The organism is Chryseobacterium sp. Leaf201 (genome assembly GCF_001421435.1).
In the GTDB taxonomy this organism is placed as follows: Bacteria; Bacteroidota; Bacteroidia; order Flavobacteriales; family Weeksellaceae; genus Chryseobacterium.
This window is the reverse complement of record NZ_LMKA01000062.1, coordinates 1-25,205: the sequence shown is the minus strand read 5'-3', so window position 1 is coordinate 25,205 and position 25,205 is coordinate 1. Positions and strand designations below refer to the sequence as shown.

At 39.7% G+C, this 25,205-nt stretch carries 29 protein-coding genes and 1 tRNA gene; 13 read left to right on the top strand and 17 right to left on the bottom strand.

Going from position 1 to position 25,205, the window contains the following annotated elements:
• The first annotated feature begins 7 nt into the window (after nucleotides 1-7).
• The 3 genes from ASE55_RS07820 (at nucleotide 8) to ASE55_RS07810 (ending at nucleotide 2,311) form a co-directional block, all read left to right on the top strand.
• Nucleotides 8-775 carry an alpha/beta fold hydrolase gene (locus ASE55_RS07820; RefSeq protein WP_056217505.1) on the top strand — a complete coding sequence of 256 codons (768 nt, stop codon included), beginning with the start codon at nucleotides 8-10 and terminating at the stop codon, nucleotides 773-775.
• Between the two features lie 148 nt (nucleotides 776-923).
• Entirely contained in the window at nucleotides 924-1,124 is a 201-nt protein-coding gene (locus ASE55_RS07815; RefSeq protein WP_056217502.1) for a bacteriocin-like protein, read from the top strand.
• 65 nt (nucleotides 1,125-1,189) lie between these two features.
• Nucleotides 1,190-2,311 (top strand): TlpA family protein disulfide reductase, encoded by a 1,122-nt coding sequence (locus tag ASE55_RS07810; protein ID WP_157844634.1) that lies wholly within the window; start codon nucleotides 1,190-1,192, stop codon nucleotides 2,309-2,311.
• Here ASE55_RS07810 and ASE55_RS07805 read toward each other — a convergent pair.
• Nucleotides 2,308-2,928 (bottom strand): hypothetical protein, encoded by a 621-nt coding sequence (locus ASE55_RS07805; RefSeq protein WP_056217495.1) that lies wholly within the window; start codon nucleotides 2,926-2,928, stop codon nucleotides 2,308-2,310. The genes ASE55_RS07810 and ASE55_RS07805 overlap by 4 nt on opposite strands.
• A gap of 30 nt (nucleotides 2,929-2,958) precedes the next feature.
• Nucleotides 2,959-3,258, bottom strand: a complete 300-nt coding sequence (locus ASE55_RS07800; RefSeq protein ID WP_056217492.1) for a rhodanese-like domain-containing protein — start codon at nucleotides 3,256-3,258, stop codon at nucleotides 2,959-2,961.
• Between the two features lie 122 nt (nucleotides 3,259-3,380).
• Here ASE55_RS07800 and queG point away from each other — a divergent pair, with 122 nt between their 5' ends.
• From queG to ASE55_RS07780, 4 genes are all read left to right on the top strand, one after another.
• Nucleotides 3,381-4,331, top strand: a complete 951-nt coding sequence (queG, locus tag ASE55_RS07795; RefSeq protein WP_056217490.1) for a tRNA epoxyqueuosine(34) reductase QueG — start codon at nucleotides 3,381-3,383, stop codon at nucleotides 4,329-4,331.
• Between the two features lie 345 nt (nucleotides 4,332-4,676).
• A complete protein-coding gene (locus ASE55_RS07790; RefSeq protein WP_056217569.1) occupies nucleotides 4,677-5,354 on the top strand; it encodes a TIGR02117 family protein in 678 nt (225 codons plus the stop codon).
• A gap of 134 nt (nucleotides 5,355-5,488) precedes the next feature.
• Nucleotides 5,489-5,947, top strand: a complete 459-nt coding sequence (locus ASE55_RS07785; protein ID WP_056217487.1) for an SRPBCC family protein — start codon at nucleotides 5,489-5,491, stop codon at nucleotides 5,945-5,947.
• Complete coding sequence (locus tag ASE55_RS07780; RefSeq protein WP_056217484.1) at nucleotides 5,944-7,254, top strand: cryptochrome/photolyase family protein; 1,311 nt, start codon at nucleotides 5,944-5,946, stop codon at nucleotides 7,252-7,254. Before ASE55_RS07785 ends, ASE55_RS07780 begins: the two co-directional genes overlap by 4 nt.
• A 21-nt stretch (nucleotides 7,255-7,275) precedes the next feature.
• Here the strand turns inward: ASE55_RS07780 and ASE55_RS07775 are convergent, their stop codons facing one another.
• The 3 genes from ASE55_RS07775 to ASE55_RS07765 form a co-directional block, all read right to left on the bottom strand.
• Nucleotides 7,276-7,782 carry a hypothetical protein gene (locus ASE55_RS07775; RefSeq protein ID WP_056217481.1) on the bottom strand — a complete coding sequence of 169 codons (507 nt, stop codon included), beginning with the start codon at nucleotides 7,780-7,782 and terminating at the stop codon, nucleotides 7,276-7,278.
• Nucleotides 7,783-7,996: 214 nt separating this feature from the next.
• The gene (locus ASE55_RS07770; RefSeq protein ID WP_056217567.1) at nucleotides 7,997-9,058 is read right to left on the bottom strand and encodes a 3-oxoacyl-ACP synthase III family protein; all 1,062 of its coding nucleotides are present in this window, start codon (nucleotides 9,056-9,058) and stop codon (nucleotides 7,997-7,999) included.
• Nucleotides 9,059-9,647: 589 nt separating this feature from the next.
• Nucleotides 9,648-9,944 (bottom strand): hypothetical protein, encoded by a 297-nt coding sequence (locus ASE55_RS07765; RefSeq protein WP_056217479.1) that lies wholly within the window; start codon nucleotides 9,942-9,944, stop codon nucleotides 9,648-9,650.
• 51 nt (nucleotides 9,945-9,995) lie between these two features.
• Between ASE55_RS07765 and ASE55_RS07760 the strand changes: the two genes are divergently transcribed.
• Together ASE55_RS07760 and ASE55_RS07755 are read left to right on the top strand one after the other, a co-directional pair.
• Complete coding sequence (locus tag ASE55_RS07760; RefSeq protein ID WP_128414524.1) at nucleotides 9,996-10,346, top strand: hypothetical protein; 351 nt, start codon at nucleotides 9,996-9,998, stop codon at nucleotides 10,344-10,346.
• A 169-nt stretch (nucleotides 10,347-10,515) separates the two neighbouring features.
• Nucleotides 10,516-10,740: a hypothetical protein gene (locus ASE55_RS07755; protein WP_056217475.1), complete on the top strand. Its 225-nt coding sequence runs from the start codon at nucleotides 10,516-10,518 to the stop codon at nucleotides 10,738-10,740.
• 96 nt (nucleotides 10,741-10,836) lie between these two features.
• Here the strand turns inward: ASE55_RS07755 and ASE55_RS07750 are convergent, their stop codons facing one another.
• The 6 genes from ASE55_RS07750 to ASE55_RS07725 all read right to left on the bottom strand — a co-directional run bounded on the left by ASE55_RS07750 (nucleotide 10,837) and on the right by ASE55_RS07725 (nucleotide 15,736).
• The gene (locus tag ASE55_RS07750; protein ID WP_056217564.1) at nucleotides 10,837-11,310 is read right to left on the bottom strand and encodes a DUF6428 family protein; all 474 of its coding nucleotides are present in this window, start codon (nucleotides 11,308-11,310) and stop codon (nucleotides 10,837-10,839) included.
• Between the two features lie 56 nt (nucleotides 11,311-11,366).
• Nucleotides 11,367-11,693, bottom strand: coding sequence for an ArsR/SmtB family transcription factor (locus ASE55_RS07745; RefSeq protein WP_056217472.1), 327 nt, complete (start codon nucleotides 11,691-11,693; stop codon nucleotides 11,367-11,369).
• A gap of 94 nt (nucleotides 11,694-11,787) precedes the next feature.
• Nucleotides 11,788-13,200, bottom strand: coding sequence for an alkaline phosphatase (locus ASE55_RS07740; RefSeq protein WP_056217468.1), 1,413 nt, complete (start codon nucleotides 13,198-13,200; stop codon nucleotides 11,788-11,790).
• Between the two features lie 54 nt (nucleotides 13,201-13,254).
• Nucleotides 13,255-14,166: an NAD(P)/FAD-dependent oxidoreductase gene (locus tag ASE55_RS07735; protein ID WP_056217465.1), complete on the bottom strand. Its 912-nt coding sequence runs from the start codon at nucleotides 14,164-14,166 to the stop codon at nucleotides 13,255-13,257.
• Nucleotides 14,167-14,169: 3 nt separating this feature from the next.
• Nucleotides 14,170-15,372: a GTP-binding protein gene (locus tag ASE55_RS07730; RefSeq protein ID WP_056217463.1), complete on the bottom strand. Its 1,203-nt coding sequence runs from the start codon at nucleotides 15,370-15,372 to the stop codon at nucleotides 14,170-14,172.
• Between the two features lie 25 nt (nucleotides 15,373-15,397).
• Entirely contained in the window at nucleotides 15,398-15,736 is a 339-nt protein-coding gene (locus ASE55_RS07725) for a MerC domain-containing protein (protein ID WP_056217460.1), read from the bottom strand.
• Between the two features lie 70 nt (nucleotides 15,737-15,806).
• On the opposite strand from ASE55_RS07725, the gene ASE55_RS07720 reads away from it, so the two are divergent.
• Nucleotides 15,807-16,184 (top strand): Fur family transcriptional regulator, encoded by a 378-nt coding sequence (locus tag ASE55_RS07720; protein ID WP_056217458.1) that lies wholly within the window; start codon nucleotides 15,807-15,809, stop codon nucleotides 16,182-16,184.
• Nucleotides 16,185-16,365: 181 nt separating this feature from the next.
• On the opposite strand, the gene ASE55_RS07715 is transcribed toward ASE55_RS07720, so the two are convergent.
• Together ASE55_RS07715 and ASE55_RS07710 are read right to left on the bottom strand one after the other, a co-directional pair.
• Nucleotides 16,366-17,043 (bottom strand): LytR/AlgR family response regulator transcription factor, encoded by a 678-nt coding sequence (locus tag ASE55_RS07715; protein WP_056217455.1) that lies wholly within the window; start codon nucleotides 17,041-17,043, stop codon nucleotides 16,366-16,368.
• Complete coding sequence (locus ASE55_RS07710; protein ID WP_056217453.1) at nucleotides 17,043-18,101, bottom strand: sensor histidine kinase; 1,059 nt, start codon at nucleotides 18,099-18,101, stop codon at nucleotides 17,043-17,045. Before ASE55_RS07710 ends, ASE55_RS07715 begins: the two co-directional genes overlap by 1 nt.
• 179 nt (nucleotides 18,102-18,280) lie before the next feature.
• On the opposite strand from ASE55_RS07710, the gene ASE55_RS07705 reads away from it, so the two are divergent.
• Nucleotides 18,281-20,107, top strand: coding sequence for an erythromycin esterase family protein (locus ASE55_RS07705; RefSeq protein ID WP_082474370.1), 1,827 nt, complete (start codon nucleotides 18,281-18,283; stop codon nucleotides 20,105-20,107).
• A gap of 364 nt (nucleotides 20,108-20,471) precedes the next feature.
• On the opposite strand, the gene ASE55_RS07700 is transcribed toward ASE55_RS07705, so the two are convergent.
• From ASE55_RS07700 to ASE55_RS07690, 3 genes are all read right to left on the bottom strand, one after another.
• Nucleotides 20,472-20,708 (bottom strand): hypothetical protein, encoded by a 237-nt coding sequence (locus ASE55_RS07700; RefSeq protein ID WP_056217448.1) that lies wholly within the window; start codon nucleotides 20,706-20,708, stop codon nucleotides 20,472-20,474.
• A gap of 557 nt (nucleotides 20,709-21,265) precedes the next feature.
• Nucleotides 21,266-21,345: transfer RNA gene (locus tag ASE55_RS07695), tRNA-Leu, on the bottom strand.
• A gap of 76 nt (nucleotides 21,346-21,421) precedes the next feature.
• Nucleotides 21,422-22,189: an MBL fold metallo-hydrolase gene (locus ASE55_RS07690; protein WP_056217446.1), complete on the bottom strand. Its 768-nt coding sequence runs from the start codon at nucleotides 22,187-22,189 to the stop codon at nucleotides 21,422-21,424.
• A 54-nt stretch (nucleotides 22,190-22,243) separates the two neighbouring features.
• Here ASE55_RS07690 and ASE55_RS07685 point away from each other — a divergent pair, with 54 nt between their 5' ends.
• On the top strand, nucleotides 22,244-23,671 hold the full coding sequence (locus ASE55_RS07685) for a TonB-dependent receptor (RefSeq protein ID WP_056217443.1): 1,428 nt from the start codon (nucleotides 22,244-22,246) through the stop codon (nucleotides 23,669-23,671).
• 12 nt (nucleotides 23,672-23,683) lie between these two features.
• Nucleotides 23,684-24,133: a GAF domain-containing protein gene (locus ASE55_RS07680; protein WP_048509783.1), complete on the top strand. Its 450-nt coding sequence runs from the start codon at nucleotides 23,684-23,686 to the stop codon at nucleotides 24,131-24,133.
• A gap of 225 nt (nucleotides 24,134-24,358) precedes the next feature.
• On the opposite strand, the gene ASE55_RS07675 is transcribed toward ASE55_RS07680, so the two are convergent.
• The gene (locus tag ASE55_RS07675; protein WP_056217441.1) at nucleotides 24,359-25,099 is read right to left on the bottom strand and encodes an ABC transporter substrate-binding protein; all 741 of its coding nucleotides are present in this window, start codon (nucleotides 25,097-25,099) and stop codon (nucleotides 24,359-24,361) included.
• Nucleotides 25,100-25,205 lie beyond the last annotated feature (106 nt).

Sequence of the window (25,205 nt, the reverse complement as noted above, 5' to 3'; positions counted from 1 at the left end):
TGTATTGATGGAAAGGAAAATCATTGATGTCAGAGGCAAAAAATTATATACTGAATACACCAATTTATTTAAAAACAGGCCGGTACTGGTCTTTCTGCATGATTCGTTAGGATGCACGCAGCTTTGGCGCGATTTTCCTGAACAACTGGCAACAGCGGTGCAATGCAATGTCCTGGTTTACGACCGTCTTGGATATGGGAAATCTTATCCGATGCTTACTCATGAAAGGGAAAATAATTACATGGAACTGGAAGCCGATGTGCTGGATGACCTTTTGGATATCCTGGGCGTAGAGGAAGCGATCCTTTTCGGCCACAGCGACGGCGGTACCATTGCGCTTATTACCGCAGCCAGATACCCTGAAAAAGTAAAAGCCGTAATCTGCGAAGCCGGACATATTTTCGTGGAAGATGTAACCGTAAAAGGAGTAAAAGATTCCTTAACAGCTTATCAGACCACTAATCTTGCTGAACGCCTGGCAAAATACCATGGTGATAAGGTTGAAATGATCGTAAAAGCCTGGACGGAAATCTGGCTCAGCAAACAGTTCAGAAATTGGAACATTGAATCTCTTTTAAAAAAGATAAAGGCGCCGCTGTTATTTATACAGGGTGAAAAAGATGAATACGGAACACTGGACCAGGTGGAAAAAACAGTTTCCCAGGTAAGCGGAAGTGCAGAAAGGTTCATCATCCCGGAGGCCGGGCATACACCGCATAAGGAAATGCCGGATGTGGTGCTGCAAAAATGTGCGGGCTTTATCAACAGGGTATAAAAACATATTATGATGCCTTCTGCATTATTGGAACTAATTTTATCGTAAAACCTTAGCGAATTTATAAAAAAAATCTAATAATCTTATAAAAGTGAAATATTATTATTAGATTTGAATTGTCAATAATGACGGAACTAATAATATAGCTATGAAAAATTTAAAAAAAATTTCGAGAAATGAATTGAAAAAAGTTAATGGGGCAGGAGGAGAACCTGCAAGTTTTGATCTTGGCACAGGCGGTTGTGGTAGTTCATCATGGTGTGCTTGTGGATCAGTTACAATTGATTTGGGATTAGGCGGCGGACCGAAAGAAGAGTGTTGTGCTTGCCCTCCAAAAAAGATTAATTAAGATTTTTATTAATTTAATAATAATGAATGCCAGGTTTTCTTTTTCTTGGCATTTTTTATTTTATTATGAAAAATAAACTCTTAATACTCTCGCTTCACTTTATATTCTTAACAGTTTTCTGCCAGAAAAAAATGATCATTTCTGTTAGAGATGAATCTGATAAAAAAGTTTCGCCCCAGAACATTATGATCGCTTCTGCCTGTGATAAAACATATATGAATAATTATACTGTTTTAGATTCTTCGAGACTTAAAGGAAATGAATTTTTATTTAACCTTAAATCCATCACAGATAATTTTCCGAGGCCTTATAAATTGGGAATTCCTCTGGAGAAAAATAAGAGTTATATAAATTCTGAAATTTTTTATCTTAAAGATTCAGATCAAACTGTAAAATTTGATTCGGACAATGGAGCTGTTAAATTTTCAAAACATAATCTACTTTATGATGAAATTTTAAAGTTCAATACTTTTTTTTCGAAAATAAACTCTGAAAAAAATATACTTAATCGTAAATATTATAATCTTATCAAAAGCACTGATAAAAAAGATGATAGTATAACATTACTTAAAAAGTCTTTTACTCAATTATTAAATAAAGAAAATTCTTTGTATGAAGCATATGTAAAGAAAAACCCAAAATCTTATGTGCTTTTCTGGAATTTGGTTTTTAAGGTTAATAATTATCAACTGATTTATGAAAATATTTTCAAAAGTTTTGATGATTCAATAACAAAGTCGCAGGTAGGAAATATCTTTTATGATAAGCTGATGACATTAAAATATTTTGACAATGGAAATGTTTTCCCACCAATGGAGGTCAATGGCAAAAAGGTTACATCGGCGTTAGGGAAAAAATATACTTTAATAGATTTCTGGTTTTCTTATTGCAAGCCATGCCTGGAAGAAATGCCAAAGCATAAATCCATATATGATATGTATAATAAGAATGGTTTTGAATATATCGGTATATCAACTGACAGAACTCAGGACATCCCTAATTGGCAGAAGGTAATAACTAAAAATAATTTGGTATGGCAAAACCTCATTGATGAAAATGGAATTGAAACAACAAAATTTCAGATTAAAAAGTTCCCGACTAATTTTCTCTTAGACTCACAAGGAAAAATCATTAAAAAAGATATATCCTCCGAAGAGCTTGAAACTTTTCTAAAAAATAATCTTTAATGAAATCCCTTGAGTTCATTGGTGATATTCTCCCGCGCCTTACCCTCATATTGAACTCTAAAATCCTCAGTCTTAAAAATACTTTCCAATGCCAGGAAATGGTTCAGGACCTTTTTTCTTCCCGGCTTATACAGCAAATCGGGATAAATGGAATATTCTTTTCTGATCTTTCTGGTATACTCAATATAGGTTTGATGATTCTTTCCGAGAATCGAAAGATCAGCATCCAGAAGGTAATTCGTATCGGGGTCATCAGATTTCTGATGGTATTTTGTAGCAGTAATCTGGTTGGAAATTGTTTCAATCGCATCATGAGGCATGTTTAGCTTTCGCAGGGCTGATGCAGCAAACTCCGCACTTTTTTCCTCATTTGCTTTTGAAGTTGCCTCGTAAATTACATCATGGTAAAAAACGGAAAATGAGATCGCGGTAAAATTCCCGATCTTGTTTCTTACAGCATCGAGCTCAGCAAACATATGCTCCAGATGTCCGAGGTTGTGGTAATGCCTGCCTTTCTCGGTATACTTTTTCTCAATATCAGACCATAAGCCTTCAACAAGACTTTTGTCTTCTGTGAATAAGAAACAGTTTTCAGAGAACCTTTCCTTTAAATTCATGAGTGTCGGTTTTAAATAAAAAAAGGAACTTTAAAAAGTTCCCTGATTTGCTTCGATGGCCTGTTTGAGTTCAGCCCAGCCGCCGCCGTTATGGCCGTCTTTTAAGCCTTGAGCATTTAAATATTCCAATGCTTTTCCGCTTCTGTTTCCGCTTCTGCAGAAGATCACTACCGGTTTTTCAAGGGATAGGATTTCATCCTGTCTGTCTTCCACTTCACCTAGCGGGATATTTTTGGCACCATCTATATGTCCGTCCATTTCCAATTCCATAGGTTCGCGAACGTCGATTAATTCATAATTTCCTGATTTTAAAACTTCTGATAAAGACATGTTATATTAATATTTAAGGTTAGAACTTGGATTTAAATCATAAAAAAGAGCAATACAGCAATTCAATGATTCAAAGCCCAAACAAATTTATAAAATAATCTTAGTTTTGCAAGGTAAAAATCATGAATTCAAACGCTGAAAAATATTCGCAACTTATAAAGTCCACGGCAAAACGCTTTGGGTTTCAGGCCTGCGGTATTTCGAAAGCGGATTTCCTGGAAGAAGAGGCGAGGCCGCTGGAAAACTGGCTGAAGAATAATTTCCATGGCGAAATGAAATACATGGAAAACCATTTCGATAAAAGGCTGGATCCGAGGCTGTTGGTAGACGGCTCAAAATCGGTCATTTCCCTTTCGTATAATTATTTCCCGGAAGAGAAAATCTTAACCTTAGACAATTTTAAGATTTCTAAATATGCCTATGCAGAAGATTATCATGAAGTGATTAAAGAAATCCTGCGTGATATGGTGGCTGAGTTGCAGGAAGAGATCGGTGAATTCGGTTTCCGTGTTTTTGTAGATTCCGCTCCGGTTCTGGAACGGAGCTGGGCCAGGAAATCCGGGATCGGCTGGGTAGGGAAGAATGCCAACCTGATTACCAGACAAAACGGCTCCTTTTACTTCCTGGCAGAAATTATCTGTGACCTGGAACTGGTTGCAGATCATGAAACGACAGACCACTGCGGGACCTGCCGGAAATGCATTGATGCGTGCCCTACCGGTGCCATTGTTTCAGAGAAACTGATCGACGGAAGCAAATGTATTTCCTATGCGACTATTGAGCTTAAAAGTGAGATTCCGGACTATTTTCAGGATAAGATGGACGACTGGATGTTCGGGTGTGACGTATGCCAGGATGTGTGCCCGTGGAACAGGTTTTCAATGCCCAACCACCAGAGCAGGTTCCGTCCGAATGAAGCATTAAAGAATTTTAAAAAAGGGGAATGGAAGGAACTGACCCAGGAACTGTTCTCGGAAATCTTCAGGAAATCACCCGTAAAGCGGACAAAATTTGCAGGCCTGAAACGCAATATCGAGTTTCTGGAAAAGCCTTCAGACAGCGATATAATTTAACACTTCTGAATACAAACCTCTATACGAAATTTCATCATCCCGGAATGAATAGTTAAAGTTCCCGTTCTTTACACGAGAGCTGTAAAGAAACTGAATAGGATGTAACAAAAACATTTAAAGAGAACAAAACTTCCGAATACATAAATTCTGGCCGGAAATTAACGTTTTTTCTGCGTTCTTTTCGGAGCCACTTTTACTCTTACTTTAAATCTTTTGTTTGATTTGTTGTTTTTACGCATATTTGTGAATATTTTGTACTTAAATTTAAATAAATTTCCGTTCAGACAAAATACCTTTATAAAAATTATACGTTAATTTATCAATCATATTAAAAAAAACATGACGGTGAAAAAAATGGCAATACTTATTCTTAAAGCCTTAGGAATCCTGGTAGGAATTATAGTAATGTATGTCGCATTAGGGTATCTTCTTCCTTTTATTGAAGTTCCGGCAAAAGACGACGGGCAAAAAAAAGAAATCCCGGTTTATATCTATACCAACGGTGTACATACCGATATCGTTATGCCCGTGAAAAACGATCTGCAGGACTGGGGAGCCAAAATTCCGTTTGCCAATACAAAATCCGGGGAAATAGATTACAACTTCGTAGGGATCGGTTGGGGCGACAAAGGCTTTTACCTGGACACCCCGACCTGGGCAGACCTTAAATTTTCAACTGCCTTTAAAGCGGCATTCTGGCTGAGCGAATCCGCGATGCACTGCACGTATTACCGTACGATGAAAGAAGGAGCCGACTGTAAAATGATCATGATCAGCAGACACCAGTACAAGAAACTCACAGCTTTTGTTGAGAAAAAATTTGACCGCGACGAAAAAGGGAACTTTATCCTGATTCCTACCAAAGCAGTATACGGCAACAATGATGCTTTTTACGACGCCCAGGGAACCTACAGCTTTCTGGATACCTGTAATACCTGGACCAATAACGCGTTAAAAGCCGCCGGACAGAAAGCCGCACTCTGGACTCCTACGGATTACGGGATTTTCATTCATTATAAATAATATTCTTATGATTTTCCTGTTCTGAAAGCTGATGAGAAGCAAGCTGTTTCAAGGCTGATATTTAAACCGATCAGATAAAATACAGACAATTGATAGTGTGGTATTTTTATTGCAGTTCAACGTCATAAAAAATAATGAAGCACCGTCTCTACCGTGAACAGCAGCTCAACTGCGACCTGGATACCGCATGGAAATTCTTTTCTTCCGCTAACAATCTTTCTGAAATCACTCCGAAAGAAATGAAATTTACCGTTTTAACACATTTTGACAATGATGAGATTTATGAAGGGATGATCATTGATTATTTCGTTTCTCCCTTGTTAGGTATTAAAATGAAATGGAAAACAGAAATCATCCAGGTAAATTTGAGAAAAAGCTTTACCGATTTCCAGAAAAAAGGTCCTTACAAGCTGTGGCATCACCATCATGAATTCATAGAAAATGAAAACGGTGTTCTGATGAAAGATACGGTTGACTATGAGCTGCCTTTCGGGTTCCTGGGAGAAATAGCACATACACTTTTCGTAAAGTCTAAACTGAACCATATTTTTGGGTACCGGTTTAAAATCCTGGAAGAACGTTTCAACAGATGATAAAAGATACTACAGCGCAGGATCCCGTCAATATTTTCTGGTTCCGCAGGGATCTCAGGCTGGAAGATAATGCCGGCCTTTACCATGCCTTGGAAGCAGGATCTGATGTACTTCCGGTTTTTATTTTCGATAAGGAAATCCTGGATAGACTGGATAATAAATCGGATAAAAGAGTTGATTATTTTCATCAGGCTTTAAATGGAATCCATAAAGAGCTTAAAAAATATAAAAGCGGGCTTCGTGTTTTTACCGGGAAGCCTCTGGAAATATTCAGGGAAATAGTAAAAGATTATAAGATCGGTACGGTTTTCACCAATACGGATTACGAACCGGCAGCGGTAAAACGCGACAAAGAGATTAAAGATTTTATCGAGCAGAAGAATATCGGATTTAAAAGTTTTAAGGACCAGGTCATTTTTGAAAAAGATGAAGTGGTAAAAAAGGACGGAACGCCTTATACCGTGTATACTCCGTTTTCCCGGAAATGGAAAGAGACCCTGGGTTCAGGTAAAACTGAAAGCTTTACAACAGATTTTTCACATTTCCTGAAATATGAGGCACCAAACTTTCCTGATCTTGAAGATATCGGTTTCAAAAAGACGGATGTTACGTTTCATAAGCCGTCTCTGGAAAAATTGGTTATTGATGATTATAACAAATACAGGGATTTTCCGGGTATGAACCATACCACCCGTCTGGGTGTGGCCTTGCGTTTCGGGACCATCTCTGTGCGTAAATGTGTACAGTTTGCACGCGAACATAACGAAACCTGGCTGAATGAGCTGATCTGGCGGGAATTTTTTATGCAGATCCTCCATCACTTCCCGAAAGTGATCAATCATCCGTTCAAAGAAAAGTATGAAAATATAGAGTGGCGGAATAATGAAAAGGAATTTGCGCTCTGGTGCGAAGGGAAAACCGGATATCCGATTGTAGACGCGGGCATGCGCCAGCTCAATGAAACCGGCTTCATGCATAACCGGGTAAGAATGGTGGTGGCCAGCTTCCTTACGAAACATCTGCTGATCGACTGGCGTTGGGGTGAAGCTTATTTTGCCGGTAAACTTCTGGATTATGAATTATCCTCCAACAACGGGAACTGGCAGTGGGCAGCAGGCTGCGGCTGTGATGCGGCGCCTTATTTCAGGGTCTTCAATCCTTCCGAACAGACCAGAAAGTTCGATAAAGATCATCAATACATCAATGAATGGCTCAGTGAAGCAGACCGGAATATCGAACCGATCGTAGAACACGTGTCTGCCAGGAAAAGAGCACTGGAAGTGTACGGAAAAGCGGTGAAAAGTTAGGCAGTCATCAGTACTGCCAACTTATAATGTAGTGGTGAGTCCGAGTTTTTTCAGTGCGGTGTCATTCAGGTAGATTTCATCAAAATACGTGAGCGACTCCACATCTTTGAATTTTTGGAACTGACGCTCATTTTTGTTGAATGAAAGCTCAATGGATTCATTGTATGCAGCGGTGATCCTGACTACGGAATAGCCGTTATAAGCGATTTTAAAACCTTCAAAAAGACATTTCTGCTCAGCTTCCTGATACAGCCTGTATTCATCCAAAGGAATGCTGCTTAAATTATGGCCAGGTTCTTTCCGGTTATGTTCGAGCGATTTCCAGGAGACGTAATTCTTTGGTTCTTTCAGGATATTTCCCGCCTGGTCTATCGGTACAAACAGATCCAGGGTAAGGGGCATTTTCAGAAAATTCGCATAATTATTCATCAGCTTTAAGGTCTGAAGATCGGCATATCCTTCATGTGAATAATATTCAATAACAAAATCCGTCATCGGAATCAGTCTGTGAGAGGCATTGATGGGCATACGTACTTTCTTAAGGCAAATTAATAATATCGTTTTGAAAAAAACGAAGATAAGTAAATTGTTAAAAAGGATAAAATTATTTTAAAATTCCTGATGGGAGACTTTTTTGAAGCTTTAAAATAAAAAAGACTGATATATTATTGATATCAGTCTTTTAATCTTTATACTGTACACAGAAAGCCGTTGAAATTATCAGGCTGCTTTCCGTTATGGTTTAAAACTTATAAACAAGCGCATTGATATTCATTCCTGCACCGACAGATGCAAAAAGTACCACATCGCCTTTTTTAATGTTGTGAAGTTCCAGTTCATCATTAAGAATCATGGTAAGCAGGGTAGGAATGGTGGCCACACTGCTGTTTCCGAGTTTGCTGATGACCATAGGCATAATATTTTCAGGCGTCGGAACATCATACAGCTGGTAGAACCTGTCAACAATCGCTTCGTCCATTTTTTCATTGGCCTGGTGAATGATGATCTTGTTCAGCTCATTAATGGAATATCCGCTGCTGTCTAGGCATTTCTTCATCGCATCCGGAACATTAACGAGCGCGAATTCATATATTTTCCTCCCGTCCATCTTGATGTATTTGGTATCGGGGCAGCTTTCATTGTTATAGGATTTTCCGAAAAACAGGAAATCTTTTTCATTCAGGGTATGCGAGGCTGATAAATGGGATTTGATTCCGGAATCATCATCAGCATTGGCTTCCAGTACTACTGCACCGGCACCGTCAGCATAGATCATACTGTCTCTGTCATGGACGTCTACAACGCGGGACAGGGTTTCTGCACCAATCACCAGGCATTTTTTGGCAATGCCGGATCTGATGAATGCATTCGCCTGGATCACTCCTTCAAGCCAGCCCGGGCATCCGAAAAGGACGTCATACGCCACGCAGAAATTATTCCTGATTTTTAAAAGATGCTTTACCCTTGAGGCAAGGCTCGGAACAGCATCAGACTGAATGGTACCGAAACGCACATCTCCGAAATTATGGGCAAAAATAATATAATCTAAAGTTTCAGGATCAACTCCTGAATTTTCTATGGCAGCCTGTGCGGCAATAAGGCCGAGGTCTGAAGTTACCTGCGTGCTGTTGGCATATCTTCTCTCTTCAATACCGGTAATTTTCTGTAATTTGCTTGTAATAGCAGCGTTGTCATCTTTTAACAAAACACCCTGTTCATTCAGGAAAATATGATTGTCAAAAAATAACCTGGTGATGGTTTCTGAGGGTATGTAATTTCCTACACCTGTGATTTTGCTTGTCATGTTCAAATAAGATTCTAATCTTTTTTTCTTTAAAAATAAAATAGCTGAATATGAGTTCAGCATGATATCAATAAACCTCCTCCATATCAAAAACAAAAACATGTTGATTAATGATCTAAATCCGACAAACCAGCCGTTTATTTGATGATCATAGCCTGATTATATTTCATCCGTTAATACTTTTTTCTGAATTAAATTACAGATCAAAGTACTATAAAATATCAGAACGTTTTGTGTTTTCGCAATTTTCGATAAAGGTAACTCATTAAAAATAAATAAACATATAAAAAACCGATATCATAAAAATTTTAACATAATTAACGATGGCATGAATAGAATAACAGAATAAATGTAGAAACTTTAAAATGTTTATGATTGTAATGCGGTTTTTTGGAAAGGTCAGGAGTGATAAGTTATGAGTTGTGAGTGATGGTTATGCGTAATAGGTAAGAGGTAATGAGTAATAGGGTTGTTGTACTACTTCATACTTCTTCTATCAATTGATATCATGATATCATACTGCCGCAGATGTATTTCTCCGGGCAGGATTTTCGTGATGTGCGGAATTGTTGATTTAAAAAGGTATCGGCTATAGTTCTTTTTCAAGAATGGTTACAATCCGGTCGATTATATCGCTTTTGGATTTCCTGCGGTATTCAGCATTCGGTTCAGAAACAATATTCTGTTGTTCTTTGCTGAAGAGCGCGTACAGGTCAATATCCGGATGGGTTTCAATATACCATGACAAAAAGCTGAGGGGCATGGCATTCTTTCCTGAGAAATAAAGCTGGATAGACTGCGGCGTAACGCCGTATCCATCTGCTATGTGTTTCATGGTTTCTCCCTTTCCCTTGCTGTACTCGCGGATTTTCTCGTAAATTTTCATGATGATTAAGGTTTTTCTCTCGTGGTTAAAAAATAATAAAACAATAAATAATTGAAAAAATTACAACAATGTGTTGTTTGTCAAATATATAATCGTATATTTGCTGTATCATTGTCTTACGAAAGACAGGCACAAAATTACGAAAAAGGTTTAATAAATTATTTCATTTATATGGGCAAATTGTCGACCCCTAACAATCAGGAAATGAACGATAGGAAATTTGATTTCATCGATCAGTGGTTACCGGCGCGTTACACAAGTTCAGTAAATATGATTCTAAAAGAAGATAAAAAAGATCCTGCTTATATAAGGCAGGTGAAAAACACAAGAACTGATGACATGAAAATTATAGATGCGCTTTATATAGTGGCACAACTCAATAAGCTGCAGGTAGAAGACTGAATTCTATATCAACCCAAAAATTTCATCGGTAAAAAATAACTGAATAAGCAATCTGCAGACAGAGCAGCGGCTTATTGAGTAAAAGTACATCTCAGTTTTTTGAGTGTGGTTATTAGTTTTTACCGGTCGGTTCATGGCTGGCCGGTTTTTATGCAACACAAAATGAATTATGGAAAAAATTGACATTACCATCACGGAATGCTTCAAGTGCGGAGCCCGTTATGAAAACTACTTCAATGCATCACCCTGCTGCAGAGCTATCATCTTAAAAGTAGATGAACACGGCAACCGTACCACCATTACTTTTCTCAGTACGCTTTCCATGCCCTCATCCGATTTCGTCACAATAGAAAAACCGGAACAGGAGAAAGTAGAGATGTCGGAAGTTTCATAATCAGGAAAATTGGTTTTTCAGATACAATTCAATTATCAGTTGTATAGAATTACGCAAGGAAGCCTGATCCATAGTTCCTGGTTTTAGGTGTAGGTTTTAGCAGCATCCGGAACCCGGGGTACAGCTGGACGCCTGATCAGGAGAGAGATCAGACAATTTCACTTTCTGTTTCTCCGGAGGAATGCCGCAGGCATCCTGAGCCAGGCAGGCCGTTGTTTTGTTTTTAAGGACAAAATTTTTCCCGTTAAATTCCAGATCGAATCTTCCTATTGTGGTGTTCTGGTACTCAACTTCGATTTGGTGATCTTCAATACCTAATTTTTCTTCTGATAATCTGATGATACCAAGGAGCTTTGCCGGTTTCAGCCTATGCTCAAAATCATCAGCATTCCACAGCTGGAAATTTACGGTTTTTTCACTGCGGACCATTCCGCCACAGTCAATGAAATTTTTTGTAACAGTTCCCACTTCGGTTACATGGAAGTGTTCCGGAACAAGATCCCCGTTTTCCAGCTGAAATTCAACATTGTTCAGCGTAGGTAAAATTTCTTTGATTTCAGATAGTTTCATGATTTTTATGTATTGGTTAAATGCAATATTGCGATAGATTTGAGTAAAAAAATGCCTTAACAGCATTTCCGATTGGTAGCCGTCACGATGATTTTTGAAAAGTAATCTTTCAGTATTCCAAAATTGTTTTCATCAATGCAGTAACAGATGGCAGTCCCTTCAATAGTCCCTTTAATCAGTCCTGCATTCTTCAGTTCTTTCAGGTGTTGGGATACCGTTGCCTGTGCCAGAGGCAGTTCATTGACAATATCACCGCAGATGCAGGTATCTGCCTTGAGCAGGTATTCAATAATAGCGACCCTTGCCGGATGCCCCAGTGCTTTGGCAATAATGGCTATTTTATTCTGTTCATCTGTAAAATGACCGGTTTTGGTTGCCCCCATAAGTTAAAATTCTATCGCAATATTACGATTAATTACTGGACTGAAAAACATTTTATATTATAATAACTTAAAGCCGCCGTTTGTTTAATGTATTTTAAAATACATTTTCCACGTTAGCAGCCTTTAACATCAGGTAATGTAAGTCGGTATTTTTAACAAAAGGTTTCAGGAGTTCACTTCCCGGCCCGTACATTGCCAGCTCTGCATAATCGCCGCTGTGGTCCATGCTGATCCAGCCAACGCTGTTGTGTTTTTTCTGGATCTCAGAATAGGCTTTATAGGGCAGCCGCTTATAATTGTACAGCCCTTCTTCATCCTTTTCCAGGCCTTTATAATAATTTAAAAGATGGTTGGCCTCATCATCTGAGACAGAGAATCCGTTGTTTCCTGAAATCAGGTCTCTGACCTGCCGAAGATTAAAATCCGGATGGATGCTGTTCAGCAGATATTCATTTGTAAATTTATAATCGGAAATACTGTTGAAGTTCCTGGTAGCATCCGGACCGTATATCGTTCCCGGGTTGGCATTTCCATGATCGGTTGTGATGATAACCAGCGTGTCCTTATCTTTCTCTGCGAAATCCATCACCACTTTTATGGCTTCATCAAAAGCAAGCTGATCATGAATCAGCGCGGCTACATCATTGGCATGTGCTGCCCAGTCTACCTTACCGGCCTCAACCTGCAGTACAAAACCTTCTTTATGGTCTTTCATGTGGTCGATGGCTGCTTTTGTCATTTCCGCAAGGGTAGGGGTATTCTGCAGCGCCGGCGTATTCTTCCTGTCGATGGAATAGGGGAGCGCACCCGTATTGAAAATACCGAGAACAGGCTTATTCTTATCAATGGCTTTGAGGCCGGAACGGTCTTTCAGGATTTGATAGCCTTTTGCCATGTACATAGAATAAACATCTTTTTTATCTGCTCTTTTTGCCGGGTTAAAAAACTCGTCACCGCCGCCCATCATCACATCAAAACCAAATTCCGCATACATTTCGGCAATTTCGGGCTCGGCATTTCTTCTGGCAGAATTGATACAGAAGCCTGCCGGTGTGGCATGGGTAATGGTTACTGTTGTTACGCATCCCGCTTTCTTTCCTTTCTTTTTAAATTTCTGCCAGGCCGGAAGATGGTTTTCTCCATTGGGGCCTACATTGAGCGAACCGTTGTTTACCCTGAAACCGCCTCCGAAAGAAGAGCTTGCCGCAGCAGAATCGGTAACAATAGAACTTGCGGATGCAGTATCCATTAATGCCCGCGAAGCTTTATGTTCAAGGTACAGGTTCATCCAGTTGGTTTCCTTTCCCAAGATATTTTTAGAGTAAAGGTTAGCCATTGAAAGGGTGCCGTTGCTCATCCCATCACTGATCATAAAGATGATATTCTTAGCTTTTCTGCCTTTGAAGCCCAGCTCCGTTTCAGGATTTTTCCCGAATAGGCCTAAAGGATTCACGGCCAGTGCCCCTGTAAGTAATGCAGAAGCATTAAGGAATTTCCGCCTGTTCATAATGAAATTTTTTCTAATTTATACTTTATTTTTTTAACGCTGATGAACTGAATGTTAAAAAGCTTCCTGTACCAGCTGGTGGTTAACCATTGCCCCGGCAACACTTCCTGCATAAACCGCATTGGCAACCGAACGCATTGGTGAAGCATTGTCCCCACATGCAAAAACACCGTCAATATTTGTTTTCTGGAAACTGTCTACCCTGATATGCCCGGTTTCCGTCAGCTCACAATCCAGTTGCGCTGCAATATCCGAATGCTGCTGAAAAGGCAGAGATGCATATAACGCGTCCATCGGAAAGGAGATCCCGTTTGACAAAATAATTTCAGACAGATTTCCACCGCGATGGATGATTTCCGAAACGGGATCTTCAATAACCGGAATATTGTTTTCGGTGAGTTTATTGAACTGTTCTTCGGAAAATTCAGGTTCCCCGTTGGTAAATACCGTCAGGTCATCCGTTAGGTTGTTAACCAGGCCTGCAATATGGAAGGCCCTGTCACCGTTAGCCATAATCCCGGTTTTCCGGTGCCTGAATTCATAACCGTGGCAATACGGGCAATGGATTACTGAAATGCCCCAGCATTCTTTCAGGCCGATGATCCCGGGAAGAATATCTCTGATGCCGGTGGCCAAAATGATTTTCTTTGCTGAGAATTCTTCAGATCCTGTGCTGATATCAAATCCTGAATCTGTTTTCTCTGCCTTGACGGCCTGTTCCTTAATCAGCTTAACCGTGTCATACTTTAAAACCTGCTCCAGGGCAAGCCTTGAGATTTCAGCCGGTTTTTTACCGTCCTGGGTAATGAAATTGTGAGAATGAGGCGTCTTTGCATTGCACGGATTTCCGCTGTCCAGGATCAAAACTTTTCTGAGCGATCTTCCGAGCGCCATTGCTGCAGACAAGCCTGCATAGCTTCCGCCGATGATGATGACATCGAAATGATTGGATGATGATTTTTTCATTGTTTAAATATTTTTAGGGAATGGGTCTGATAATGGTGTTTTCCGGTCAAAAAGATGCTTTTCGCTGTCATTCAGAAGGCATTTTTCAAGGTCAAGAAACATTTGTTCCGGGTCCAGATCCTGTCCGATGAAAACCATTTCATTGATCCTGTCACCCCATTCTTTATCCCATCTGTTTTCTATAAAATCCTGATTTTCTGCAAATGATACATGCATGGCACGCTGACCCATCGGCATACTGCACCACCAGACCCCTGCTTTTTCCAGACGGAAGGAACCGCCTGCCTGCGAAAAATTAAGGGCGTCATCCGGTCTTGAAGCCAGCCAGAACAGTCCTTTTGCACGCATAATACCGGCAGGGTATCCCTGATTCAGGTAGGTCCAGAAGCGCATCGGATGGAAAGGTCTTTTCTGCCTGAACACAAAAGAGCCGATTCCGTATTCCTCGGTTTCCGGTATATGATGTTCTTTCTGTAGCTCTTTTTGCCATCCGGCGGAAACCTGGGCTTTTTCAAAATTGAAAAGTCCTGTGTTCAGGATCTCATTGGGATTTATTTTCCCGAATTCCGAACTGATGAATTTTGCACCGGGATTGAGTTTCCTGATGGCGGCTTTCAGGAAACCGACTGTTTCTTCCGTTACCAGATCGGTTTTATTGAGGATGATCACATTTGCAAATTCAACCTGGTCAGTCAGGAGGTTCACAATTGTCCTGTGATCTCCTTCGATATCAGTAAGCTCCCTGTCTGTTAGCAATTCGCCGGAACCGAAATCCTTAAGGAAGTTAAGGCAGTCCACTACCGTTACCATCGTATCAATATAACTGAAAAGAGAAAGGTCAATCCCGCTTTCTTCATCGGCGTAGGAAAAGGTCTGGGCAATCGGCAGAGGTTCGGCAATTCCCGTGCCCTCAATCAGCAGATAATCAAAACGGTTTTCCCTGCTCAGGCGTTCCACTTCTACCAGAAGGTCGTCTCTTAATGTACAGCATATACAGCCGTTGCTCATTTCCACCAGCTTTTCTTCTGTTCGGGAAAGTGAATCTTCATTCTGCACCAGCCTGGCATCAATATTAATTTCGCTCATATCATTTACTACGACGGCAACTTTAAGATGGTCTTTGTTATGAAGCACGTGGTTGAGAAGGGTAGTTTTCCCCGCGCCCAGGAAGCCGCTGAGAACAGTAACAGGAATTCTTTTTTGCATAAGTTCAGAATAAAACAGAAGTTAGTTAGTGTTTGTGATTTTTAAAATTGATGATGTGCGCTGTGATCAGGCCTGCGGCTCCGAAATAAATCAGCCCGGAATGAAAGTGAAACATAAAATCCAGGCCTACAGAAACGGCAATCAGGGCAATGGAAACCCAGAAAAGAGTTTTCAGCCTAACTGAACCGATGGTTTTCGTGATCCTGAAAACAACGGTTAAGCCGATTGCCAGAAATGCCGCGTCTATTAACGGACTGTGCGGAATACCCAGTGGAATGATCATCATCAGCGGAAATAAAATACAGTGGATCAGGCACAGGGTTGCTGCCGAAATACCGATAAGGTCAAAAATTTTTAAGTTCATTTTCTTATTGTAACTTTGTTGCAAAATTAGTCAAAATAACATTAAATGCAACTTTGTTGCAGTAAAAATAATGAAACAGATCAGAAATACAAAACCCAAAGCCGAGATTACAGCCCTGATCAGCAGTTCCGGGGTTGCCCTTTCACATGCTGAAATTCAGAACCTGATGGGCGGAACATGTGACAGGGTAACGATATACCGTATACTGGACCGTCTTACCCAGGAAGGGCTGGTTCATAAAATCATCAATATGGATGGTGTGGTAAAATATGCGACATGCCAGCATTGTGAAACGGGGCATCATCATGACCATATCCATTTCAGCTGCGAAAACTGTAAAAAAGTAATCTGCATTGAAAGTGCTGTTCCCAAAATTCAGCTGCCGGAAAAATTTACAGTGCATAACTGTAATTTCGTGGTGAGCGGGATCTGCCCGGAATGCTCTTAGCCGCGGGCTTTTATGATTGTAAAACCAGCAACCTGAGATTATACCGGAACCTAAAGCCATATTGGTAATGATTGGATGAAGCGTTTTTTTGAACACAGGAACTTCTTCCGGAAAGATATTTGAGATTCTGTTATCATTACATTACCACTTTCTGCTTTGTTACATGCATGTAACCGTTACTTTATGAAAGCTTTTCAATAACTTCTTTCTTGAATGACCGGCCTAAAGGTATACTGACCTGATTTTCCAGGATTACATTATTCGGCATAATGCAGCTGACTTTTGATGTATTTATGATATAGGAACGGTGCACCTGCAGAAATAAATCTTTATCCAGTTTTTCAAGTAAGGCTTTAAGGGTGTGATAAATGATCAACATCCGGCTGGGTGTATATATTTTTACGTAATCCCCGCATCCTTCAATATGGGTAATACTCAGCTGGTTAATGATCTGGGTACCTTTTCCGTCTTTAAGATGCAATATATTGCTTTGGTGGTTTGTGGCAGTCATCCGGAAAGTTTCGGCTTTCTCAACAGCTTTTACAAAACGCTCAAAAGAAAAGGGTTTCAGTAAATAATCGATTGCATTAAGCTCGAATCCCTCATAGGCATATTGTTTATGCGCTGTTGTGAAAATTGTGGCAGGTGGGTCTGCTAATGATTTTAAAAAATGAATTCCGTCAACCAGAGGCATTTCGATATCTAAAAAAAGCAGGTCTGTATTTTTTTTGTTGAGGTATTCAAAAGCTTCAACCGTATTGCGGAAGCTGGCATCCAGTGTCAGCGCCGGTATTTTACTGATGTAATGCGCAATCACCTGATGCGCTAGCGGTTCATCGTCAATTATTATGCAGTTCATCAATGCTTTAATATTAAAGTGGTTGAATAGGTGTGTTCATTTTGTAAAACAGTCATTTGGTGACGGTGGCCGCTGTAATAAAGATTTAAGCGTTGGTGGAGGTTAGCCAGTCCTATTCCTCCTTTTTTCTCTTTATTTATCAGGAGTATCTCCGGCAAAACATCATTGGATATGATGAATTCGGTGTGGTCATCATACACCGTCAGTCTTGCGTTGACTTCGGCATGGTCTATAAGTTTATGCCGGCCGTGTTTAAAGCTGTTTTCTATGAGCGGCAAAAATAATAACGGAGGGATCTTTATATTATTGGCTATCCCGTTAACTTTAAAACTGATATTCGCCGCAGGAAACTTTTTCTGTTCCAGTTCAAAGTACCCTTTTATAAAATCAATTTCATCACTGATTTCTACATAATCCTGGTCACAGTCATATAAAATATACTGCATCATCTGCGATAAAATTAAAATATAGCGGGGAGTGTCTTCGGAGTGGGTTAAGCTTATTCCATATAAACCGTTTAGTGTATTAAATAAGAAATGAGGATGAAGCTGTGACTTAAGCATGCTTATCTGCAGTTTGAGATGATCCGTTTCTATGAGGCGGTTAATTAATTCTTTATGATACGAATAACGTGCAAAAGCGAGACAGGAAAAAGCAAGAAAATCAGTAAGGAGCAGATTGAAATCTACATATCTCGCCTTATAATGCAGATTAAAATAATGATGAAGGGGACCGTTGGTAAAACCCATAAATAGCCGGGCTATTACGGCATTATTGAAAATGCTGAAAAACAGCAGCAGTACTATTGTAGAAATCAGAAGTAAACCATATCGCCTGCTTTCAAGCATCTTCGGTACCGCCCGGCGATAGTAGGGGATAAGATATAACGTAACGGCGAAGCCATAAGCGCAGATCTCCGGGTAAGGGAAATTAGTTTCGGGGATATGGGGCAGATCCGACTGTTCTACAAAATAGGAATACTTGTATATTCCGACATAAAACAGCCATATCAGCCATTCAAACACAACAGGGAACGTAAATTTTGGAATTTTCAGCACGGTGCTAATTTAAAGAAAACAGGTTTATAATAGTGTAATTTTCGACGATCAGTATGGTGTACCCGACAAAAAGCATCTGTAATTCAATTAATCGGGCAGCGCAGGCCGTCTGTCGAAAAACTTAAGCAGCGTTTCATCTGAAATTTATCTTTGCAGTCTAATAAACAAAAAATTACCGCATGCAAAACTTCTTATGTGCTATTCTATTTATGCTGACCGTGTTTAAAAGTAACAGCTACGCCCAGCAGACGTATGTTCAGGAAACCGTCAACGGCAGTTTTGAACTTAACAGTAAAAAGAGCATCTCCCGGGGATGGACAAGAGCAATTCAATCACCCGATTATGGGATTCAGCTGGATTCTAACAATGTATATAAGGGAAAATATGCATTGCAGTTTAAGGCTGACAATAATTCCAAGGCATCCAGCGCGATTGTCTATAATGGGTATGGCCTGGCGTCATCAAAGCATATCAGCACCATTGAGATCAGTGCCCATATTAAACTTGCGCATGCCTCAGATGAGGCGTTGGGGATTTTCATTCAAAGTTTAACAGGAAAAAAAATCTTTACCAGCTTTGCTAAAACGGAAAGGCCATTATTAAATCAATGGCAGCTTGTAACAGTAAAATATACCGTCGATGCTAAAGAATCCTGGGCTGGCTTTTATTACGGCCTGACCTTTAATAAACCGGCTTTGGCCTGGGCAGATAACATCACCGTAAAAGTAGATGGATCGGTAGTGAATGAACCAGCAAGTCTCTATCAGGAGCCTGATGCCAAAAATATAACGTGGTTAAATAAACATATTTATCCGCTGACCTCGGTCAGTATTCAGCCAAAGTATGAGGATATGGCGGCCATCGGTAAATTGTGTGCCGATGCGAAAGTAGTGGGTATCGGGGAACCTACACACGGTACCCATGAAGCTTTGCAGTTTAAGCTGAGGTTGCTGGAATATTTGGTGACGCAGAAAGGATTTAACACCATTGCACTGGAAGAAGTAATCCCCACCTGTGATCAGATGAATGATATGCTGAATACCCAGACTCCGGCCATTAAAGAAAACCTTCTCGCCATGCCGTTTTATAAGTTATGGAAAACTTCTGAAATGAACGAGTTATTCACCTGGATAAACCGATATAATCTGAGCCATCAAAAAAAAGTAAAACTTATCGGTATCGATATGGAAGATATCAGGATGCGTTCTTCACGCGGAATGATAGAAAAGGTTTTGAGACAATATAATCCTGCATCTGTGGATAAGATTCAAAGGATCAATCAGAAGCTGGACACCTTAATCGTTAAAAACAATCCTGAAAATAAGCCGGAGGCTATAAAAAGTTTAGCAGATGATTTAAAATCGGCAATAATTGATCTGCAGTCAATGGTTAATGTACAGAACTATGATATGAACGCTGAACAACATTTTCAGTTACAAACCTATCTGAGAGTCTGTCTGCAGTGGCTTGATACGAGATTCTATAATTACGCTCCGGATGCGCGGGATCATTATATGTCTGACAATATCCAATTTTATTCACAACATCATCCAGATGACAAAATACTGGTATGGGCACACAATGCACATATTTCAAATCTGACGGCTGATCATTCCAAAAAAATGGGAGCCTGGCTTACAGACTATTTTAAAGAGTCCTACGTACCTATTGCTTTTACCTCTGCTTCGGGCAGTTACACCGCTGCCCAGAACTATACACAGAAAGTATGGAAATCCTTTCCCTTTGAAAAAGCGTACCGTGGCACTTACTCCTATGTATTTGGAAAAGCAAAAAATGACTTGTATTTTCTTCCGTTAAACATCCCGGCTTTGAAACAAAAAAAGGCATCATGGCTTACTGTACCTATGAAACAGCTGGATATTCCTTATATACAATCAGGAGACGAGGATGATTATAAATATGATGGGGTATTAAGCAAGACCTTTGATGGGGTAGTCTTTTGTAGAAATACAACTGCGTCAGTTTCTTATTTGGCTGCTGAGTAAAATGAGCCGGTAAGTTAATCTGCACAATCACTTATCATTTAGAATAAGATATATTTTTCTGATTTATTATCTTATCGGGGAATTCTGTTATAAATTTAAAAGAGTTCTAGCCAATTCTTTATCTTCTTGATTAGTTACATTTATTAATCTAGATTTAATTTCATCCTTTAATTCACTGGCGTATAGTCTTCTTTTCAGATTGTATCTACCGGGATAACGATGCTCATCAAAATCATGGATTACTGTGCCATCTTTATATAAAGTATAATCATCATTGAGTTCATTTTCATGTTAGGTGAAAATGCAATAATTCGGTTTTCAATAAGAAATTAATTCAAAAATTTTTATTTAAATGCTATATTGTTTACTCAGGATCGAAATAATAAGTATTATCAGAATCTAAATTGATTTTTTTAAGGATATCCTTGCGTATTTCTGGATTAAATTGAATATAGTTTTGATATATTTGTCCATCGTTGCTTTCAATATCTCCAAAGTCATATTCTAATTCTGAAAGTTCTTCGTATGTGATACCTAGGATATCTGCAATTTTTTTATCGGCATTTTCTTGATTAAGATCATCTAATTGTTGATTGCTCATAAGTTATTGATTTTTAGTTTTCCGAATATAAGGAATAATTTTGGATCCTAATCACGTAATCAGATCTTTCACTCCTCGGCTAAGGCTGGGGGTGCCTTTACTCAATAGTCAAATCAGTAATATTCCCAGTACAGAATTATTCCCGCATTTTTTTTGTAAATCAAAACCAACTATAATACTTATTCGTATATAAAAATACTCATGTTTAATTTGAGTTTTCATGGTTATTAGTTTTATCCCCGGGAAAGCCTCGGGGATTTTTTTGTGGTAAGTCTGCTATAATGCGTCAAGTTTTGTCGCATTACGTAAATTAGTTTGCAAAAAAAAGTCATGGAGACAACAGAAGATTATACAGTAATTCGGAGTATTAAGCATAGGGTGATCTTTTGTAAAAATACAACTGCGTCATTTTCTTATTTGGCTGATGAATGAAATGGAGTGGATAAGTTAATTTATGAAATGTAGGTTAGGGTGCAGATGTGTGAAAAACTATTTATCGCTTTAATCAGCTAAAAAGAAAAACCCTCTGAAAATCAAATGATTTCAGAGGGTTTCTGTACCCAGGACCGGGATCGAACCGGTACTCCTAAGAACTGGTGTTTGAGACCAGCGCGTCTACCAATTCCGCCACCTGGGCCGGTGTTACCATGCTTTTAATTGGTGTGCAAATATAGAAACTTTTATCAATACTTAAAAATATTTTTAAGAAAATTTTAAAAATTGATCTCCATACCGTCGTAGGCTAAATGCATGCCGGACGGAAGCAGGGTGTCCTCAATATCATGCAGCCCAAGATGATGGCTGATGTGGGTCAGGAACATTTTTTTAGGTTTAAGCTCTTCAAACAGGGCGATCACATCGGGAAGGATAAAGTGGGCAGGGTGGGGATCGAATTTCCTGATGCAGTTGACAATCAGTACGTCAAGATCATTGAGCTTTTCCTTTTCCGTATCAGAGATAAAGCCGGCATCCGTAAGGTAGGCCAGCTTTTTAAACTTATAGCCGAAAGCTGTTATTTTGTAATGGATCACTTCAACCGGCGTAATTTCCGTATCCAGGACGGTGAACGGTTTGTTTTCAATTTCATGCAGGTCAAAAGCCGGCGCTCCGGGGTACCGAACATCAGCAAAAGCATAAGGAAAACGGTTCCTGACTTCATTTCCTACCCTTGAGTAGCAGTAAAGCGGCATATCTTTCCCGCTCTTGAAAATCAGGGGGCGTACATCGTCCAGCCCGATGACATGGTCATTGTGTTCGTGCGTGAGCAGGGTAAGGTCAACCGTATGTTCATGATTGGCCAGCATCTGCTGCCTGAAATCCGGACCGCAGTCGATCAGTATTTTCCTGTGTTCATCCGTCGTCACCATCACAGAAGACCGGAGCCTGCTGTCTTTGGGGTTTTCTGACGTGCACACTTCGCAGGTGCAGCCGATTACGGGCACGCCCTGGGAAGTTCCCGTTCCTAAAAATTTCAACTTCATTTTCTTTTCAGGTTGGTTTAATTTTGGTAAATTTACGAAAAATTTAATGTCCTAATGTATCAGAAACTGACTCCTAAACAAAAAGCATTAACAATTAATCTAGATCCTACTATTTATGGTACTTTCGCGGAAATTGGAGCAGGGCAGGAGACTGTACGGCACTTTTTTAGAGCAGGAGGAGCTTCCGGTACAATCGCCAAGGCCATGTCTGCTTACGACAAGGATTTCAGTGATGCGATCTACGGAAAAGAGGTGAAAAACCGGTACGTTACCCAAAACCGGTTACGGAAAATGCTTCGCTACGAAGTATCCCTTATCGAAGAGCGTATTTCCAGGGAAAACAACCCCAACAGAAAGTTTTTTTCCTATGCCAATACCGTAACCACTATTAATTTTGATAAAACGGTAAAGGGCCACGGCTGGGTAGGCATCCGCTTTCAGGTAAAAGAGAACGAAGGCTATAATGAAATTGTTATCCATGTGAAATTCAAGGAAAATGATGCCACTTTACAGCAGGAAACATTAGGGAATCTTGGGGTGAACCTGATCTTCGGGGCATTCCATTATTACGATAATCCCAGAAACCTGATTGAGTCCCTGTATGATGACGTTGCCAAGGACAACCTTGAAATTGATATGATTGATTTCAGCGGGCCGGGCTTTGAATATGTGGATAACAGGCTGATGTCTCTGCAGTTGGTAAAGCATGGGATGACAGATGCCGTTATTTTCAATTCCGAAGGCAATAATATGCTTCCTGCAGATGTTTTATACAAAAAGAATATTTTTGCGGTAAGAGGGAGCTTCAGGCCGGTAACCAAAGTGAATATCGACATGCTGAAAAACGGTATGGATATGTTCCTGAAAGATGCCATCTGTACCCATGAAGATACGGAGATCCTTATTGAGATTACCATTTCCAACCTTCGGGCGGACGGGGATATTGATGAGCGGGATTTCCTGGACCGGGTAGATGTCCTGGGCAAACTGGGATATACCGTAATCATTTCAAATTATTCGGAATATTACCGACTGATTGATTATTTCGCCTCCTATACCAATGGAAATATCGGTGTGGCGATGGGGGTTAACAACCTGCTGATGGTTTTTGACGAAAAGTATTACAAGAACTTATCCGGCGGAATTTTAGAGGCGTTCGGTAAATTCTTCAGAAACGGGATGAGGGTATACCTGTATCCGTATAAAGATCCTGAGACACATGAGCTGCTGGATTCTTCCACCCTGAAAGTAGAAGAAAACCTAAAGGAACTGTATAAATATTTCAAGCACAACGACCGTATCGTAGACATTAAAAACTACAATCCTGAATTCCTGGAAATTTACTCAAGAGATATTCTGAAAAAAATAAGCTGCAATATCAAAGGCTGGGAAACACAGGTTCCGGAAGGCGTTGCGGAAATGATCAAAGAACGCGGAATGTTCGGCTATAAAGAAGAGCTTTCCTTAAGACAATTCTCTTAAAAACAACATACAATGTCAGAATTAAAAAAAAGGCTTTCGTCAATCCTGGAAAGTCCTAAACACAATACCGAAGAAAAACTTGAAAAGGTATGCCACCTTTTAGACCAGGAAATTTCCTATTTTAACTGGACGGGTTTTTATTTTAAAAACGGCGATAAAGACGAATTAAAGCTGGGGCCTTACGTAGGAGCACCTACAGACCATACCATTATCCCTTATGGAAAAGGAATCTGCGGACAGGTTGCGGTTTCTAATGAAACATTCGTGGTTCCGGATGTGAACGAAGAAAGCAATTACCTGAGCTGTTCCATCGATACCAAAGCGGAAATTGTAGTCCCTATTTTTAAAGACGGACAGAACATCGGTCAGATAGATATTGATTCCCACACGGTAGATCCATTTACAGATGAAGACCGCGAATTGCTTGAATGGCTGTGCAATGAAGTGTCAAAAATTTTATAATTACATTTCAGCATATTGAAATATTGAACAAGCGACTCCGGACCGAAGGACTGGAGTCGCTTGTTATTTTAGTCTTAATTCAATTGAATAGATCCAACAGCAGGGTTTTCGGAACGGTGTTGTAACTATGATGAACTCATTATGCAGATTTATTCGGATTTAATTTTCCGGTCAATAAAAATAAGTAAGATTAAAGAAGAAGCAGATTTAAAATTTTTTTGAAATTCAACTCACAAAAGCCTGTTCCACTTCTGCAGTCAGTTCCTTAAAATAATCTCCGCACTTGGCGATATGCGTCCCGTACCAGGAAAAAGCTTCCCCATCCACAATCATCATTTTTTTATCAGGATAGAACTCCCTCAGTTCCTCAATATGTTTCTCTTTAAAAGGGAAGGGCTCTGAAGAAAGCATGATCAGATCCGCTTCAGCGAGGTCTTCTGTACGGATCTCCGGGTAGCGCGTCCTGTCCTTGAATACATTTTCAAAACCGATTTCGCCTAAGATTTTATCGATGAAAGTATCTGAGCCGATCGTCATGTACGGATTTTTCCAGATAAGATAGGCCGCTTTTATTTTAACATTGATTTTCGCCAGGTTCAGGACTTCGTAAATTTTCAGATTGAAAAGCTGGGCTTTGTCTTCCTTATTAAATAGGTTGCCCAATTGTTTAAGCAGATAGTAATTGTCTTCAATATTTTCAACATTGGTTACGATTACCTTATGATCATCCATCAGTGCTTCTACCTGTTCTTTGACGTTCTCTTCTTTGTTGGCAAGGATCAGGTCGGGCTGCAGTGCTTTGATTTTATCAATATTGATGTTTTTTGTCCCGCCGATAACAGCTACGTTTTTTACCTGTTCTTCAGGATGGATACAGAATTTTGTTCTTCCTACGACTTCATTTTCGGTTAAGCCCAAATCAAATAACGCCTCGGTAATAGAGGGAACCAGGGAAACAACTTTCATAACTATATTTTAGAGGTTGCCTAAAATTACAAAAGTTTTTAGATAATAGATTCTATATGAATGTTTTATTGGAAACTAATTATTACATATTATTACTAATAAGAAT